Origin of the sequence: Vibrio sp. 10N.247.311.14, from assembly GCF_041467715.1 — a bacterium.
GTDB lineage: Bacteria > Pseudomonadota > Gammaproteobacteria > Enterobacterales > Vibrionaceae > Vibrio > Vibrio crassostreae_C.
Window position 1 is genome coordinate 82,676 of the sequence record NZ_JBFSVE010000011.1, and the last position, 17,426, is coordinate 100,101.

The following is a 17,426-nucleotide window of genomic DNA, read 5'->3' on the forward strand; positions in this document are numbered from 1 at the left end:
TGCACCATTGTGATTCATATAAAGTGCTTTTTTATTAATTAGTTACGTATTTGTGTGATTAATTGTGGTCTGTAAATTGCTTTACCCATGTGTCTATAAAAACACAAGGGATAAAAATGAACCTGACGGACAAGGAACGTAGTTGGCTTAATTGGTTTGGCGCAACAGGAAAACTGGCTATGCGCAGAGCTTGTTTCCTCAATAGAAGTAGGACGGAAGAGCTTGAACAAGCTTTTGAAAGTATTGCTCACACGCGAGTTCAACTTCTTCATAATTGGGTCAAGAATCAATGGGATTTTTTAGAAGACTCTGCGGTTTATTTAGCTAGTCGCACGGAAGAACAAGCTCAGGGGACGTTAGCTAGCCTTCTTAAACGCAGTACGGATTTATCTGAGTTGGCGATCGTCGATGCTAAGGGGATAGCACAAGCATCGAGTTATCATGAGCATGTCGGGGTTACTCTTGGAGATAAGAAGGCTTTAGTTGAAGGGGCTTCAAAGCGTTATCTTCATGGGCCGTATATGGATCAACGCACGTTGAACGTGGGAGCGTCGAGTTCATCGTTTCATGACCAAGTGACGCTGATGTTTTATGTTCCCTTTTCTCGGGATGAAGGGGTGCAGCAATTCCTATGTGGTCGTGTTCCAAATGATGTTATTGGTGACATTATTCAGAGAGAAGCGGGGCATATTTATAGCGAGTCGGGTGATAACTATATCTTTATGGTCGACTCCATTCATGATCCTCATACTCAGCCGGGTGTTGCGCTCTCTCGTTCTCGCTTTGAAGATAATACCTTTTCACACGGCGAAAACTTAAAGCAAGGGGTTCATACTGATTGGGGAACGGTTAAGATCCAGCACCACACCGAATTTGAGATTCGCTTTACAGACCCAGCCACTAATCAGCTTCACCCAGGCGTAAGAGAAACCATTAAAAATGGCAATAACTTGTTTATTGGTTATCCGGGGTATTCTGACTATCGCCACATACCCGTTATTGGCAAAGGTATCACTTTTCAATTGGATGGTTCACCAGATACCTTTGGCATGATGTGTGAGTCCGATTTAGAAGAGGTCTACAGAGACCGAAGTCTAAGTTATACCTTATCTAAGCACTTTATCAGCTGCATGCTACTGCCTCTATTTGTTCCATTACTGTTTGCCAACCTTTATACACTCACACCTTTTATGCAGAGTGGCATTATGTTCGCTTGCGCGTTGCTTTCATTGGGCTTATTCCGTTTAGTTAGCGCCAAACCACTAGCGAAGAAGATTCATGAAATGACCGGGGTAATGCAGACCTTAGCTGAAGGTGATGGCAACTTAAGTCGGAGACTTGATCCCACCACATTCAGTCATAATGAACTTGGCAACTTAGGGCGCTGGACTAACAGTTTTATCGACAATTTAGATAACACGGTGAGTGAGTTGATCCATGCGAGTCACGAAGTTAGAGAGGTTTCGGAATCGATGTTTCGTCGCAGCGTCGTAATGAAACAAACCAGTGATGATGCATCACAAGCGTTAAGCAATATGCTTCAGTTGAGTCAGTATCAACAGAGTGAAATTACTCATGCGAGTGTCTCAGCTACGCAAATGGACACGGTGATGAAGCAAGCCGTTCTGAGTGCGGAGAAGGAGTACAATCAGTCCGTCGAAGGCATGGAGATTGTTCGCAATATCGTAGAAAGCTCGGCGCATAGCGTGAATGAGGTGAATAATGAAATGACCAAGGTGTCTGACATTATAGATATCATTACTGACATTACCGCGCAGACTAACCTTTTGGCCTTGAATGCGGCCATTGAGTCGGCAAGAGCAGGTGAACACGGGAGAGGGTTCTCTGTCGTCGCTTCTGAAGTAAGAACTCTGGCTGACCGCACTTCACAAGCTGCTAACCATATTAGTGACCTAATGAAAGAGCTGCATAGTAAGTCTCGCAGTGCTGTTGAGTCTATGGAGCGAGGCGTTGAGAATGTGAGTAAAGGAAACTTAACAGTCGACTCAAATGCTCGCAGTGAGCAAATTCAAGCAGCGGTGAGCGATCTCTTTACCACGATGTCTAACCTAGATGAGAATAGTCAGAAAAATGGGCAAACGGCAGATAAAGCGCAACGTTCAATGTCTGACTTACAACTGTCTACTAAGCAACTCGCACGTCGAGTTTCTTTGATGGGCAATGCATTGAGCCGCTTAGACCAATTGATCGGGCGTTTTGAAGTGAGCCGAAAGGTGGCGTAGTAGAAACTGCGTAAGTTCTTTACGCAAACGCCAGATACAAAAAAGCCGCTGATTTCTCAGCGGCTTTCTTTAATGTGGTGGAGGGATAGGGATTTGAACCCCATATCCAACACAAGAAATTAAATAAAACCGTTTTATAACAATACCTTAAAGCAAGGTGTTATAGTCACTTAAAACAATTGTATAATGCAATTGACTATATCGTTTATTGTAAGAATGTCAATTAGTTAATCGCTATAGTGAACCTTAGAAAACCATGCTCCCACAAAATCATGATCTTCATACCCTGGAATATTAGCCAATACGCACTCTAAGTTTTTGCAGCTTGACTTTGATAAAGCAAAGCAAACCATTTGAGTCCCACTCTTCCAAATCAACTTGATTAGCTTCTCAAGCCGTTTACTTATCTTGTCAGACTGAATATATCTCGCACACTCCAAATCTCGTCTTAACTTTGGGTCATCTAATGCTTTAATATTGTAGACTTTTCCTAGTTTTTCTAGTCCTAGAGTGGATAAATCAACCACATCGAGAATATACATTTTCTCATCTCGGAAAAAGAAAAGTATCGAAAGGTTAAGGTCAAATGCATGAATTTGGTAAATATGACGATGTGTCGATATTAACTCTTTGATTTGACTTACAAAGTCAGTTTGCAAAATTAAAGGACAGAAGTGTGGTTCAGTGTTCGATAGGACTGAGTAAAACATGCGAAGCTGATTTTCACTGAATTTTCCGAATTTTCGATGAACTATCGTATGTAATTGTTCTCGAAAAACTACTGAAGTACTTAAACTAGTTAGCGAACGTCGTTGTAGAAAGCTATCAACCGCTTTGTTTAAATCTTTACTGGTTACAACTGTCGATGCAAAAGGAGAAATGGGTTGTATGTATGATGTAGTCATTGTTTATTTTCCATTATGTCCCACAACATTTTGAATGTGTGTCGCTCACAAAATCAAAAGTTACAGAACAATGAAAATACTAAACAGATTTTTAAAGGGACACGTATTGTTTCACTTTAGCGACAAAAGTAGGCTCTCCCAGAGCCTTGATTAGGCTATACGACGCACTTAAATACGTCAAGCTATAATGTTACCTTTCTCTTTTAAAACAATTATTTAAGTTATAATAATTCTATTTCTCTTGCTCATAAATCACTTGCACTTCTCGTGTTTATACCTCATGTTGTATTCCGATTTATGATAGCCAACCCAACTGAGTATTGTTATGGACGAATATTTTAACGGATGGTTCAATCGAGAACGCCAAAAACAGCGAGAAAGCATTGTTAATGAAAACCATTTCTTAACTTTATCAGAGTTTAGCTCTTCAGTTGGGCTGTTAGAAAAGCATGTCATACATCATTGTAAGAAATGCGAATTACTTTTTATTAAAGATGAGGCGGGAGGGATATGGCTCCCGACCTGTCAGGTTATTGATGGCACACTAAATGAGTTAATGATGTCGTCAATTAAGCGTATAGCATCAAAGTTTGATGCTATTGATGCGCTTGACTTTATAACCGATAAAAAAAGTGACGGTTTAGTATTACATCATTTTTTAGTGAGTGATTTATCTATTCAGCGTTGTAAAACACCAGAAGACCTTATTAAAATTGGATTAGAATTAGATCGTTTAAGTGTACGATTCCATGGAAGTTTGGTGGATGCGGTGTCACAAAATAATGAAGCAGCGGTTGAAGCTTTCATACAAGATGTACTAACTGGAAGACAGCGCTCAGTCAAGACCACGACCGTTGATATTGATGTGTAATGTTATGACTATTATTCCATTTTCTCTCTGTTAGATGTGAGACAGTTTGTTAATTTGAGATATCAAACTGTCGCTTACACCTTCATTTATTGCACTTAAAAGCGCTTTCCCTGTAAATGCTTTAAGTCTATCGTCTGTCGCAACGTCTCCGCAGATAAACCAAGTCGCATTTAAAGCATTGGCGTGAGCTAACATTAGACGCACGGGATCTCTATCATCAAGCCTAACTTTATAGGTCAAATCAACAAACGCTGCTAATTGATTTTCAGTAAATACAGTATGCTTAATTAACAATTCACGCGTGAATCGTTCTCCAGTCGGGTACAAAAGAAAGCCTACACTGTTTGCTGCATCAGCCAAACGCTGTGCACCTTTTCTATCGGGTGTCACATTTTTCATTAGCAAATCAGTATTGCTTAAAAATGGCTGTAACTCATAAATACGACGAACGTCATCGTTTTGATTTAAATAGTTCGAAGAGTAAAGAAGAGAGCGCGGGTCAAAATATAAAATGTTCATTGGTTCTACCGAAAGTGATTTTATGCTCTATCTATAAGTACACCATAATGCACTTATAGGTCATCTCGATTGAAAGCATGGCTAAAAGTCCATTAAAGTGGACTTTTAGATTTTAAGTGACTGATTAATATTAAAATATATCACACCATACATTCGAGGGATTAACCATCATAGAATTTTCTTTTGGGTGGCACCAACTCTTTGAAAAGCGTTCCCAGTTCCCCTCTCGTTTCTTAGCGATTCTTAGGCGATTTAAGAATTCTTAATTTCATTGGTCTCCTTCACCTACTGAAATAAAGTTCAAGGATTTCAAATTGTTGATTTTCCATGTTCTACGAGATCGTTTTCTAGGCGTTGTTTTTGTTCATGCAGCAAGGCAATTTCGTTTTCAGCTTCTTCTAGGCCCTTCTCCAATAGGCGATGACTCGTAGCCAGTTCGCGGTTTTCTTCTCGTAGAATACTTATTTGATTGTCTGATTCATTCAGTAACTTCTGAGTTGATTTAAAAAGGGTTGAAGTTTCTGTTAACTGCGCTCTGGTCGTTTCATGCAGCTCAGATAAGCCTGATAACTGAGATTGAAGTTGATTGGCTTCATTCATGGAATATTCCAGTTTTACCTGAGTGGCCGTGTGAGCCTTATCTATATCCGATACTGTTCGTCTTAATTCATCCAACGAAATCTGCTGTTGAGCGGCCTTTTCCGTTGTCTTATTGAAAGAGTCAGTTAGTTGACTAATGGTTTGTATCAAATCTGATCTTTCGCTTTTTGAACTTGTTAATCTGACCTCTAAGTTATCGATTTGATCTTCTAGTAGCTCATTACGCTCAACTTGTTTCTGTAGTCGCACTTCAATATCAAGAGTATCTTGCTCAGCCATCGCTTGAGCTTTTACCAATATATCAGATTTAGCATCTAGCTCTCTGATTCGCACTTCCATCAAGGATTCATAATGAATGTGTGCTTTGTCATTAATTCTGATAGTCATATCACGAAGTATTTTCCCAAGCTCTTGTTCATTGAGTGACAGCATATCTTGAAGCTCAACAGGCAACTCAAAAGTCGATGCCACTGCTCTCTGGTCAGGATTAGTATCTACTGTCGATTGTTTTATTTCGGGAAGCCTGCCTTCTCCGATGAGGCGCTCAAGGTCAGTCTGTATAGAAGCAATTTTTCCACGTCCAAGAGCTTCTTTAATGAGCCACCCCGAAGGTTGTCGACCTTCATCGGACAATTGAGTTGCAATGCGTATAACATCTTCATCCGCATAAGATTTTGGTCTAGCCATATGGTTTATACCTTTGTTTTAATTATTATGATGGTTAGTTAGTAAAGTAAGCTGCGTGACTAACTTACTTATTAGGATGATCTGTAACGGTATGGTCATTGTTCGGTGCCACTGCTTCAGGCGCTTTCAGCAAAGCCACCTCATTTACGATTTTATCTGATAGACCTGGTGGTAGGTCTAGCACTGAGTTCAAGACAGAACTCAGGTACTCGCTTTGTTTTTTTAATACGCCTCTGTCTTTAGCATTGATCGCAAGTACCACTTTCTTAAAGATATCAACCAGTTTTGGCACTACGGTTTGTGTTAGCGATTGAGTGAGAATAGTCAGCCTTGATGATTCAGCTTTGAGATCTGACAACTCAAGTTGCATCGTATCTCGCTCAACCTGTAATTGGTTTAGCTGTACTTCTACCAGTGCAGTATCATCTATCAACTGTGATAGTTGTTGCTCGGTTTTTTCATTCTCATCTAACAAATAAACACGTTTCTTTTCTGCCAACTTTATTTTTCCCTGAGTTAGATCTAATTGGTGTGTGTGATAATTATGGCTGCGCTCCAATTTAGGTAATGAAGCCTCTCGATTCATATCTCTTCTTTTTTCAGATCTTCGCTCTGACTCTGGAGCAAGCTTTGCTACCAAGCCTTTATCAACAAATAGGTGCTGATTAGCATAGTCAAATAACATTTTTTGAAAGTAACGACCAAATTTTTGACTCAACTTCCTCGTCAGTTTCCCATCATCAGGTAATAATTTGGTGTCAGGTGCCGTTCGCTTAATATACTCATTGACGACCTTAATCTGAGTCTTTCTCAAGTCATATTTACCTGTCTGGTTGTTTCGACCAGATAAATAGTAGTGCGCATGTGCTCCCGTTTTGACATCCACACTTCGTTCGTCGTCATGCCCGATAACCGCTTTAACCTCGTAATCGGGAAAATATTCCATTAAGAACTGACTAGTAAACGAAACGTACTCTTCTAAGCTAATTACATCCGTTCCAACCCCCCATTGGTGGGGGATTTTAAAAAGACCTTCTTGAACATACAGATTGTTGGCTGGCGGCTTCTGGCATAACTGATTGTGAGCATTCAGATATGTTTCTAACATCTTAATTCGCTGCTTTTTGCGTTGCATTGTTAGCTTTGCAAACGCATCGATACGTGAGTAAGGAACGTACTTATCCATATCCAGTACAGCCTGTAAAAATTGAGCGGCAGCCTGATTTCCTTTTTTAAGCTCACTATCAACTGCTGTCTTTACCTTTTTGCGATACTGACGAAGTTGTGTTTGCAGCTTCGCTTGATTTGCCTTTTTAGGCGACGGCGCAATCTCATACAACAACTCTAGCCGTTGCTCTTCAGACCATTCTTTAAGAGACGATTGTTGACCATTCGTCCAGATCACGTTTTTTTCAAGCAGCTCATGATTCCACTCTAATTGCTTCGATTTCTTTGCCGCAGTGGGTGGTGATATGCGTAATGAATGAGCTAAAGAATGTTCGCACTTTACACGTTCAGCGGGCTTCGAACTAAAGTTGAACCGACGGTGAAACAATCGAATCTCTTTCATGCAATCCTCCTAAGAGGTGCGCATGGTAGAGAGTCAAGAGGCACTTCTCTTGCCCGCAGCTCACGTGCATCTTTTGCGAAGTAAAAGTGTGACGGGAGCGCAGCGGGTTGCCTTGTCGTATCACTTTTGAAGTGAACGACTTTGGCACTGTTAGTGCCATTAATGGCAGTACAACAGCCATTGTTGACAGCGAAAATGGCAACGGTGGCATCGATAATGCCATTGGTGGCATCGATAATGCCATTGGTGGCAGTGCTTAGAATCATTTCGCACCACCAAGTGTAGCCTTAAGAACCGCTAGCAACTCAGGATTAGACTCTAATTTAGCAACCAGATCCGCTGTTTCAACCGATATCGCAGAAGAAGATGGAGCCGTTACAGGTGCTTGTCCAAAGGCTTCGGCTAAGTTATCGGCTGCCAAACGAGCACAATCTGGAGCATCAGAGGCAATCCAACGCCCATAATGCTTATCAACCATATGAGTACCTGAATGCCCCATCTGAGCAGCAATCCACTCTTTCGATATACCCGCAGTTAAATTTTGTGAAGCAAAGGTATGCCGTAATTGACCAACTCCACGGTGATTAACCTCTGCTTGCAGCAGAAAAGCATCGAAGAAATCTTTGGCAAACTGTGCTGCATGTAAAAATGGCTTACTGGTCTTACTGTTATAAAAAACGAACTGCACAGACTCTTTTTTGAGCGTTTTGTTATCTTCTTGCCTAACCGATATTTTCCTTAGCTTCTTCTTGCCAGTAAGTTGCAACTGCTGTTTCAAGAGGTCAATAGCAAGTTGGTTAAGCTCAACGGTTCGCATTGACCCCTCAGTCTTGGGCACTTTGTATTCTTGAAGAACTTTGGCTCTACGAACGTACATTTCCTTACGTTGCCAAATGATATCATCCCAGCTGAGCGCAAGTAATTCACTGATCCTCAAACCTGTGAGAGCATTAAATAAGCACGCATTTTTCCCACTTTGACACGATACATCAGTATCATGGAGCTTTTTCAGCTCTGCTTTTGTAAACGGTGCAGGTTCGGATGTTGTAACTTTCAGATTTTGAATACCCGTCATAGGGTTTCGTTCGAGCGCACCGTCCAGCTCCGCAAAACGAAAAACCGCTCTTAGGATGATCAGGAACTCATTGATGCTTTTGTTTTTATAATGCTTATGCAAACCATCAATAACGGCAAGGATGTCGCTGTGTGTAACACTCGCAATCTTTCTATGACCAATGCGCTTTGATAGCTTTAAGGCTTTACTCTTCTCTGATCGAAGAGTCGATGGGGCAACGCGGTTTACGCGACTTGCAATGTATTGCTCTATATAGTTTTTTACTTTTTTCTCTTGTTGATTCACGTCTCAATCTTATGGCAGCTTTGGCTGCTCTGCTGTCTTGTGAACAAACTACAAGAGTTCTTTAGCATGATCAAATATGAAAAAGCCAATAATATTAGTTACTTATTATGAAAAATCACGATTACAATGATTATCAACAGGTTAGAAAGTTAAATTTTTTTGAAAAATTTCCATATGAAACTCACACACTAAACTTTCCCCACCCAAACATCTTACGTTGGCATATTGATTCGAATAGGTGTGATATTCACTTCACATGATGCATCTCATTGGTGCGGCTGTAACTATCTAGTGATAATCAAGGCTTGTGTCTCATATTGCTGTATGTGGGTAGAACGCAAGAAAACTGATTGGGGTTCATCACTATTGTTCACCTTGTGTCGATGGCATAACTATAAAGAAACCAGATCATCCTACGACAATTACCGCACCTCATAACTCAGAAGTGCCCCATAACAAGCTAGAGCAGGAATGAGGCTATATTAAAGGTTTGTAATTTGACTTACTTTTCTTTATGCCTAGAGTTCTGACTATGTGGCCAAATTTACTAATCCACAACACATATACTTATGAAAATACACGGCCATTAAAAGAGAGTATCAGTAGATACTCTCTTCAGATTGATCTTACCTCTCTGAAGGGTGAGTCCAGTCAAAAGCCTTTAATGGGGCATCAACTGGTGTATGAGATAATGCATTGGTGAAATTTGAAATAAGTTTGCAAGCTAGGCCTGTCAACACTTCAAGCGCATGCCGCTCTGTGTATCCTACCGTTAGAAAGTTCTGCAACTTTTCATCACCTATATGACCACGATTATCTAGTAGCTCTTTAGTAAAGACATGCAACGCTTGTAGTTTGACATCAGGTAACTCATTTCCTTCCCGTAGTGCTTCAATAATGCTTTCTGGCATATTAGCTGATTTCATGATCCACGTATGACCAGGAACGCAATAGTGACAGTTGTTTTCAAAGTTTGATGTCATCAGAACCACTTGAGCTTCGAGTGGACTGAATAGTGTACTTTGCGTGAATAACTCATAAGTCTTCAAATAAGCTTGATAAGTTGCAGGAGCATCTGCTAGCACTTTATGTAAATTTGGAATTAAACCAAGTGATTTTTTAGATTGCTCCATCATTTGCTTTGATGCTTCTGGTGCTGTTTCAATATTGTGGTAGTTAAACATAATAATTCTCTCGGTTTATTATTTATTAATGGTGAAAACGTTGCGTAAGGCTTGAGTTAATCGTTCTTCGCTTGCTCTTAGTCGATAGTCTTCAGATTGATCTATCCATTGGATGACACCATGTTCATCAATTAAGATCGATGTTGGGATAGACATTGATTTGTATTCAAATGAAGTAGGAAATGGCAGCCCTAATACTGTTTTTGTTTTAGACGAGTCAGCCCCTAAAGCCTTGTGGTGTTCAACGCCGTATTGTTTAACTACTTTGAGTTCTGGGTCTGACAAAAGAAGAAGATCTAAACTATCTCGTTCGATGTGCATTTTTGCTTGTTCTGCCGTATCTCCCGACAACGCAACGACCTTAACTCCATATCGATCCAGAGTCGGTTTCATATCGTTAAACATTTTTAATTCAGCACTACAGTATGGACACCAAGCACCTCGGTAAAACTTAAGTAGAACACGTTGATTTTTTAGGTCATCAGTCGAATAAATCTCGTTGTCATATGTGGTTGATTCGAATTGTGGGAACTTATCTCCAATTGCAACCTCAATATCACCTAGAGGAGTATCTTTTTGACTGAATACCCAAATGAATTTACCACCAAGAAATATGGAAAAGCTGGACATTAAGACAACGAAAACAAAGCTCCAATGCATATTTATAATCCCACTGATAATTGCACCTAGCCCCAAAAGGACACCTGCGGCAAGTGCTAGCATAAGGATGATAGGATTTTTGGGCGGCTTGTTCTTTTTTACTTTTAGAAAGTAATGCAAACTTCCAATCACCGTTGTGGAAAATCCAAGTAGTGATAGTGCTATAGCTGAATACATCGTTTGTTCCTCATTGTTTTGCCTAATTGTTTTGCCTAATTGTACTAGTTAGTACATTTGCAATTAATGTACTAACTAGTACAATAGGTGTCAATAAGAATTTTATGTAGTTGTATAGATAAATGGCAAAGAAAAGACAGTTTGACGAGATAGAAGTGCTTGGAGTTATGGCCAAATATTTTTGGCAGCATGGTTATGCGTCGACTAAGGTGGATCAATTATCGACCGTTACAGGATTAACGAAAACCAGTATTTACAACGCGTTTGGCAACAAAGAAACCGTGTTTAAATGTATAGTAGATTTCTATGTTGAGCATCACATGTCTGTGGTACTCAGGAAACTCGACTCAAATAAATCAATATCAGAGAATCTTCAATATTTATTTGATAGTGAGTTCTTAAATCCAGAGAATGATCTACTCACTTACGGCTGCTTAATTACAAACAGTATTGTTGAATTAAAATCAAACGAACCAGCCCTCTATGAGTATGTTATTAAGAAGTTTGAACAAGGTCGTATTGCAACACTGGCATTTTTTACTCAATATGAGAAAACAGAACGACTTATTGATGGTATAGATGCAGAGCATTTGACCGACTATTTCCTTACGTTTCGTCAAGGACTCAAAGTTCAATCAAGAGGGCAAAGACCACATGAATCTCTCGCTCGATCTATACATGCATTCATGCTTGTATTGAGTACATTTGAAAAATAGATTATGCGTAGACTATTCTCGAGCTTTAGCTTTGTTGTCGAGTTTTAGATGTCTAATGATTATGAGTGCAGCACCGTAGCAACACGATTCTAGTTGAGCCAATTATTTAATCGAGCAGGTAGACTGCTTTATCCTTATCGCAATACTATTGAATGGTGCCTTTAAATGAAAACAATAAAATATAATGGACGTATTGTTTTTCAAAAACAAGATATACCCAGTTTCAAACGTATGCCGCGCGTATTTGTAGACAGTGAAGCGTGTTTTGCGTTTGTCACAAATGGCGATTTTAACGTCAGGGAACAGACAGAATCTGCTTCATTGAACAAAAACTGCGGAATACTGGCAAAATGCACCAACTACTTTTATGAAAACACTAGCTATCATAATGATGAAGGTGCAGGTGAAGCGATTGGTATCCTTCTCTATCCTGAAATATTTCAGTCACTGTTTAACTTTGATATTAGCCAGTCAAAATACAGGGTCGATTATAATATTTTGCAGGTTGAAGTGGACAAATTGCTAGAGCACTATCGTGATAGCATCAGTATATTGCTGGATTCTCCAGAGTTGGCGGATGATTTGCTTATCGAGAGCAAACTACGTGAATTTGTCATTCTTATGGCGAAAAGAACCAGCGCACCTTCTGAACTCGATTTTCTTGCTTCTATGTTTAAACCTAACTTTGCCAAATTTGAAGATATTATCCAAAGTAATCTGTATGCGGATCTGAGTGTGGATGAGTTGGCAGCATTGTGTCATATGAGTGTTTCTACTTTTAAACGTAAGTTTAAAGAGGTGTATTCAGAACCCCCAATAAAATACATTACCAAATTAAAAATCAACAAAGCTAAAGTGTTACTGAAAGATAATAGCTTACGTATCTCCGACATCGTTTTTGAAACGGGTTTCGAGTCGATTTCCACGTTTAACCGTGCCTTTAAAGGACAAACAGGCCTATCCCCTTCTCAATTTCGTTTAACCTGACACCAACGCATTTTAACCTTTCCATTCAGGTTGGCTCGTTTGAACTAATGTGAGCAATTTTTGAACTTTTATGGAGAGCCCTGTACCTCCAAATTCCATATAGTTACCCCATCAACTAAACACAGAGAAAGGTAACGAATTATGGGTATCAGCTTTAAAGAAAAATATGGTGATTGGGCACTTATCACAGGGGCAACATCAGGCATTGGCGCAGAAATGGCAAGCCAGATTGCAGCAAAAGGATTGAACGTTGTTTTGGTCGCTCGTCGAGAAAAAGAGCTTGAAGAGCAAGCTACGTTGCTTACGGAACGCTACGGAATTAAAGCAACGACCGTTTCTGCTGACTTAAGTACGTCAGAAGGCGTCGAAAAAGTTAAGCAAATTGACAAAAGTATTGGGCTACTTGTACTAGCCGCTGGTATTGAAGTTAATGGTTCGTTTGCTAAATCATCTCTAGAGCAAGAGTTGAAGATGATACAGCTTAATGTTAGCTCTGTGTTGCAACTGACTCACCACTTTACACCAACAATGATCGAAAGAAAAAGAGGCGGTATTTTAATGGTATCAAGTCTTTCTGGTCATATGGTTTCCCCATATTTTTCAAATTATGCAGGTACCAAAGCCTACGTTCTTCAGCTAGGTGCATCTCTTCATGGCGAACTTAAACCCAAAGGTATTGATGTAACGGTTCTTTCTCCTGGGTTAACAACTACACCGATGACAGCTGATAATGGTGTTGACTGGTCAAAATTACCAATGGTTGCAAAAGATCCAGCGGAAGTAGCAGAAATAGCTATCAATGGTTTGGGTAGAAAAGCAGTTGTGGTTCCAGGTAAACGTAATCGAATGACCGCTATTCTTTCTGGGATCATCCCCCACCAAAAGCAGGCAATAATGGGTGAATCAATGATTGGAAAAGCAATGCCCAATAACAAAATGTAACCCCCAACAGTTTAAAACTTTAGTGAAAGAAAAAGGAAAAAAGCAATGATTAAAGTATACGTAATATACCCAAATAACGATGATGTGATTTTTGATTTTGATTATTACTGCAACAAACATGTTCCTATGATAGGAGAGCTTCTGGGAGACGCACTAAAAGGGGCGACAGTAGATGCAGGGTTAGCAAGTGTTGTTCCTAGTGAAGCAGCGGCATATGTGGCGATTAGTACAATTTCATTTGAATCTATAGAGTCATTTCAAACGGCATTTGGCCCAAATGCAGACAAGATAAAAGCTGATGTACCGAACTTCACTAATACCGTTCCATCAATTCAGCTTTGTGAGCAAAAAATATAGAACCGCAACTCTCTACGGTGAAAATGAGCAGGATACCGAATAATAAACAATTTGGGTTCTGCTTAGTGTTATTTAATGAAAAAAATTGAAGCTAAACGCTTGATAAAAAGAGTTAAATATGAATATGAAAATCAAATTGGATATTGTGTCAGATGTGATTTGTCCTTGGTGTATTATCGGTTATAAGCGTTTAAATACCGCGATAAAAGAGCTTGGTATAGAAGATCGCATTGAGATTGAGTGGCAACCTTTTCAGTTAAATCCAGATATGCCGCTTGAAGGTGAAGACCTACGTGCCCACCTTAAAAGGAAGTACGGTACTACATTAGAAGATAGCATTCGTTTCAGAAAAGAGATGACAGAGCTTGGAGAAGACGTTGGGTTTAAATTCGACTACTTTGACGGACTAAAAGCTGTAAATACCCTTGATGCTCATATTCTTCTGGAGCATGCAAAAAGTGTAGGCAAGCAAACCGAGCTTAAAAATCGGTTATTTGCTTCGTTTTATAGCGAGCAAAAAGATATATCCAGCAAGAGTACCCTCGAGCAAGAGTTGCAAAGTCTTGGTATTAATGTTGACGAAGCAATGCAATGCCTAGATGACGATAATATGCGAAGTCATGTCCAGTCGCTGGAACAGAAATGGAAGCAAGCGGGTATATCAGGTGTTCCAACAGTTGTATTCAATCGCGAGAGCGCTATTTCTGGAGCCCAATCAGTGGATACGTATAAGCAAGTATTAACTGAATTAGCTAAAGTGTAATTCCTGCATCCCTCTAAAACGGACTTTTGCAATATTTTGGCGGTCTGAAAAAGGCAACGGTCTATATGAAACATAGAGAGCTTGAAGTCTACCTTCATCATCATATACCAGTATCAAAGTCTCTCGGTATCTGTGTGAATACTTGTAGCAGCAAAAATATCGAGATTACTGCACCATTGAGAATGAATACCAACCACATGAATACGGTGTTTGGCGGCAGCTTATCTGTTGTTGGTATTTTGGCAGGTTGGTCTTTAGTTTATGCCCAGTTGGAGGGTAAAAAACATCAAATTGTTATTCAAGAAAATAGCATTCGATACCTGAAACCCGCCAGCAAAGATGTAACAGCAGTATGTAAATATGACAACCTTACGGCGTGGTCTCGGTTTCATCGTGCGTTTCAACGCAAGGGAAAAGGTCGTGTTCAAATAGCCTGCAATCTATTTTGTGCGGATGAGTTGGTTGCTACTTTTGAGGGAATATACGTCGTTTTTAATAAAGAGTAATAAGGTCAAAATGCAATGAAAACTAAAAACTTACGCAACCAATCCAGTTTGTCACGCCCGAACTCTTCAATTTCTTCCCAACCTTGACTCCCTGCAATCACAACGCTAATGGTAAGGAACAGAATATCTAAGAGTTTATTTACAACTTATCCTGATTGGCGTGTATCTTCAATGGCTACAAAGTATTTGAATAAATTGAGCTCAGACATGGTTGACTTGGTTTGTTATCAAAAAGAAGTATAAGATAAAAAACTTAGCTTAAGGTAAAGCTTCGTGATCTTGCCCTGTACTCTACGGCTAACGTTCACCGCTCGTTTTGTAGATAAAGAGGGCGAAACTAATTATAGATCTTTGATAATTTTGGATATTTTTTCTAATCAATATTAGTCGACTTAGACAGAGTACTCTAAATGATTCCTGTCCAAATATGAGCTAGCTCGGTAAATAGCTAGCTCGGCTTTTCTTAACATTGAAATAGCACACGGCACTACAGCTTAAAAGTAACCTTGTTTAATGCCTTCGCAAGCTCCTTCAAATTCAACTGTTTGCCGTAGCGATCATACGTTACCCCTTGCTGCTTATGGCCTACGATTTCAGCTGTAATCAACTCAGAAACACCCTTTTGCTTCAACTCATCAATAAAAGTATGTCTGAATCCATAACTCGTTGGGCGGTGGCGTGGCAGCATACCAATAGATGTCTGGTACTTGGTCATTTTATTAAGGTAGGCCTTAGACCAATCGGCAAAGATGTTTTTTGGCTCATAGCTGAATAGATTATTGGTACCGCTGGACTTCCTAGTTGCAATGTACTGCAGCAATCCAAAATTAATTAGTTGACCATGGACAGGGATTTTGCGGATGCTGTTGCTATTTTTGACGTACTTACCTTCATCGTCAACATTGACAGCGAAATAGTAGCTCCCATCAGCCTCTTTTATGTCATTCACTCTTAGTTGACACACTTCAGATGGACGCATTCCTGAGTAAAGCAATATCCACGAGATCCAGCGGAACTCTACATCCTGTTCAACAAATTTTTGAGACTTGAAGAATAGCTTAAGATCCTTGAGTGACCAGCGTTCACGTTCTTCACTAGTAGGCTTGAGTGGCTTGTTATCTACCTTAATGCCGTCAAAGGGGTTCAGTGCGATGTAATTCATCATCTTAGCAAACTTAAAAAACTGAAAAGCAGCAGCAAGGTACTCTTTGTTTGTCTTATAGCTACGCCCTTCCTTGAGGAGTTGGTCACGGTACACCAACGCATGAGCCGAAGTAACAGGATCCACGGATTCAACGGGTAACAGGTTAATACAGTGACTGGCACGAGCATTTAACTGATGCACTGTTAAAGGTCTGATATTTTGCAACTTCTTACTAGCGACAAAAGCGTCTAGCGCCGCTTTTAATGAAACGACAGGGTGATTCTTTCGGTGAACTGTAGAAGTTAAGTCCCGATGTTCTGCTTTACGAACTGGAGCGGCAGATACCTCAATATCAGGTTGATTCGATTCAAACTTACTACGAACCTCATCGATAATCGCATCACAATCCGCTTTAAAGCCTTCTACACAACTTTGCCCATGAGTTTTAGTTATTAACTCTTTTAGACTAGCAGCAACGGTTAGATTGCGTTCAGAAGCAAGTTGACGGTTCTTGGTTAGTAAAGATACTTTCAGATCGAACGGAAAGCCATTATCTCGAAGTTTTTTCGGCAGACAAACACGTGTGTAGTAGGTGCAATTTGGGGCGCGGAAAAGGTACATTGTCTGAGTCAATCCTTATGGTTTGACTTGGCACCTTGCAGATATGAAAAAAGCCGTTGTAATACAACGGCTTATCTCATTTTTAATGTGGTGGAGGGATAGGGATTTGAACCCTAGAACCGCTATTAACGGTTGCCGGTTTTCAAGACCGGTGCTTTCGACCACTCAGCCATCCCTCCAATGGCGCGTATAATATAAGGGTGTCTTTCGCTTGTAAATACCCTTATTAACTGACTGCTTTTTTTATGAACGCTTTTTGGTGTTTTTGTTCTGAATGATTATTTATTGTTCGGTTTATTAAGAAGCAGACAAAATCTAATACACAATAAGCCAAGTATTCCCAACTTCCGTTATACGCGCAGTGTTTCTGTGCTATTAAAAAAGAAAGTATCTAATTGGCTTGCAGGTAAAGTTATGAGGGGAGTGGCTTAGGCGCATGAACTTTTAGTTTAGAACGGTGAGATCGGAATTTAAAACTAGGTATAAAGTGAATGGGTTTGAAACTGGGACTGTAGAGAGTCTTGTTAGATGAGCTTTATATTTTAAAAAGCTTCAGATGCAAAAAAGCCGCTGATTTCTCAGCGGCTTTCTTTAATGTGGTGGAGGGATAGGGA

18 protein-coding genes and 1 tRNA gene are annotated in these 17,426 nt (G+C 39.9%); 9 read left to right on the top strand and 10 right to left on the bottom strand.

The window, feature by feature from the left end; all coding sequences use genetic code 11:
- The first annotated feature begins 116 nt into the window (after positions 1–116).
- A complete protein-coding gene (locus AB6F11_RS06100; RefSeq protein ID WP_102393285.1) occupies positions 117–2,243 on the top strand; it encodes a methyl-accepting chemotaxis protein in 2,127 nt (708 codons plus the stop codon).
- A 227-nt stretch (positions 2,244–2,470) separates the two neighbouring features.
- Here AB6F11_RS06100 and AB6F11_RS06105 read toward each other — a convergent pair whose 3' ends face one another.
- Positions 2,471–3,148 carry a hypothetical protein gene (locus tag AB6F11_RS06105; RefSeq protein WP_102319804.1) on the bottom strand — a complete coding sequence of 226 codons (678 nt, stop codon included), beginning with the start codon at positions 3,146–3,148 and terminating at the stop codon, positions 2,471–2,473.
- A gap of 325 nt (positions 3,149–3,473) precedes the next feature.
- Between AB6F11_RS06105 and AB6F11_RS06110 the strand changes: the two genes are divergently transcribed.
- Positions 3,474–4,019 carry a hypothetical protein gene (locus tag AB6F11_RS06110; RefSeq protein ID WP_102319803.1) on the top strand — a complete coding sequence of 182 codons (546 nt, stop codon included), beginning with the start codon at positions 3,474–3,476 and terminating at the stop codon, positions 4,017–4,019.
- Between the two features lie 30 nt (positions 4,020–4,049).
- On the opposite strand, the gene AB6F11_RS06115 is transcribed toward AB6F11_RS06110, so the two are convergent.
- From AB6F11_RS06115 to AB6F11_RS06125, 3 genes are all read right to left on the bottom strand, one after another.
- Positions 4,050–4,538 carry a hypothetical protein gene (locus AB6F11_RS06115; RefSeq protein ID WP_102319802.1) on the bottom strand — a complete coding sequence of 163 codons (489 nt, stop codon included), beginning with the start codon at positions 4,536–4,538 and terminating at the stop codon, positions 4,050–4,052.
- Between the two features lie 309 nt (positions 4,539–4,847).
- Entirely contained in the window at positions 4,848–5,825 is a 978-nt protein-coding gene (locus AB6F11_RS06120; RefSeq protein ID WP_102319801.1) for a hypothetical protein, read from the bottom strand.
- A gap of 64 nt (positions 5,826–5,889) precedes the next feature.
- Positions 5,890–7,395: a hypothetical protein gene (locus tag AB6F11_RS06125; RefSeq protein ID WP_102319800.1), complete on the bottom strand. Its 1,506-nt coding sequence runs from the start codon at positions 7,393–7,395 to the stop codon at positions 5,890–5,892.
- A 107-nt stretch (positions 7,396–7,502) separates the two neighbouring features.
- Between AB6F11_RS06125 and AB6F11_RS06130 the strand changes: the two genes are divergently transcribed.
- Positions 7,503–7,655, top strand: coding sequence for a hypothetical protein (locus AB6F11_RS06130; RefSeq protein ID WP_157936679.1), 153 nt, complete (start codon positions 7,503–7,505; stop codon positions 7,653–7,655).
- 2 nt (positions 7,656–7,657) lie between these two features.
- Here the strand turns inward: AB6F11_RS06130 and AB6F11_RS06135 are convergent, their stop codons facing one another.
- From AB6F11_RS06135 to AB6F11_RS06145, 3 genes are all read right to left on the bottom strand, one after another.
- Complete coding sequence (locus tag AB6F11_RS06135) at positions 7,658–8,755, bottom strand: site-specific integrase (protein WP_102319798.1); 1,098 nt, start codon at positions 8,753–8,755, stop codon at positions 7,658–7,660.
- Positions 8,756–9,381: 626 nt separating this feature from the next.
- A complete protein-coding gene (locus AB6F11_RS06140) occupies positions 9,382–9,939 on the bottom strand; it encodes a carboxymuconolactone decarboxylase family protein (protein ID WP_055024802.1) in 558 nt (185 codons plus the stop codon).
- 18 nt (positions 9,940–9,957) lie between these two features.
- On the bottom strand, positions 9,958–10,776 hold the full coding sequence (locus AB6F11_RS06145; protein ID WP_102319797.1) for a peroxiredoxin family protein: 819 nt from the start codon (positions 10,774–10,776) through the stop codon (positions 9,958–9,960).
- Positions 10,777–10,898: 122 nt separating this feature from the next.
- Between AB6F11_RS06145 and AB6F11_RS06150 the strand changes: the two genes are divergently transcribed.
- The 6 genes from AB6F11_RS06150 to AB6F11_RS06175 all read left to right on the top strand — a co-directional run bounded on the left by AB6F11_RS06150 (position 10,899) and on the right by AB6F11_RS06175 (position 15,047).
- Positions 10,899–11,492: a TetR/AcrR family transcriptional regulator gene (locus AB6F11_RS06150; RefSeq protein ID WP_102319796.1), complete on the top strand. Its 594-nt coding sequence runs from the start codon at positions 10,899–10,901 to the stop codon at positions 11,490–11,492.
- 165 nt (positions 11,493–11,657) lie between these two features.
- Positions 11,658–12,479, top strand: coding sequence for an AraC family transcriptional regulator (locus AB6F11_RS06155; protein ID WP_198589006.1), 822 nt, complete (start codon positions 11,658–11,660; stop codon positions 12,477–12,479).
- Between the two features lie 141 nt (positions 12,480–12,620).
- Positions 12,621–13,421, top strand: coding sequence for an SDR family oxidoreductase (locus AB6F11_RS06160; protein WP_102319795.1), 801 nt, complete (start codon positions 12,621–12,623; stop codon positions 13,419–13,421).
- Between the two features lie 45 nt (positions 13,422–13,466).
- Positions 13,467–13,778: an EthD family reductase gene (locus AB6F11_RS06165; protein ID WP_102319794.1), complete on the top strand. Its 312-nt coding sequence runs from the start codon at positions 13,467–13,469 to the stop codon at positions 13,776–13,778.
- 118 nt (positions 13,779–13,896) lie between these two features.
- The gene (locus tag AB6F11_RS06170; RefSeq protein ID WP_102319793.1) at positions 13,897–14,541 is read left to right on the top strand and encodes a DsbA family oxidoreductase; all 645 of its coding nucleotides are present in this window, start codon (positions 13,897–13,899) and stop codon (positions 14,539–14,541) included.
- A gap of 65 nt (positions 14,542–14,606) precedes the next feature.
- Entirely contained in the window at positions 14,607–15,047 is a 441-nt protein-coding gene (locus AB6F11_RS06175) for a YiiD C-terminal domain-containing protein (RefSeq protein ID WP_102319792.1), read from the top strand.
- Between the two features lie 5 nt (positions 15,048–15,052).
- Here AB6F11_RS06175 and AB6F11_RS06180 read toward each other — a convergent pair whose 3' ends face one another.
- The 3 genes from AB6F11_RS06180 to AB6F11_RS06190 all read right to left on the bottom strand — a co-directional run bounded on the left by AB6F11_RS06180 (position 15,053) and on the right by AB6F11_RS06190 (position 16,991).
- A complete protein-coding gene (locus AB6F11_RS06180) occupies positions 15,053–15,172 on the bottom strand; it encodes a transposase family protein (protein WP_102319791.1) in 120 nt (39 codons plus the stop codon).
- A gap of 362 nt (positions 15,173–15,534) precedes the next feature.
- Positions 15,535–16,812, bottom strand: a complete 1,278-nt coding sequence (locus tag AB6F11_RS06185; RefSeq protein WP_102319790.1) for a site-specific integrase — start codon at positions 16,810–16,812, stop codon at positions 15,535–15,537.
- A gap of 88 nt (positions 16,813–16,900) precedes the next feature.
- A tRNA-Ser gene (locus AB6F11_RS06190) sits at positions 16,901–16,991 on the bottom strand.
- Positions 16,992–17,426 lie beyond the last annotated feature (435 nt).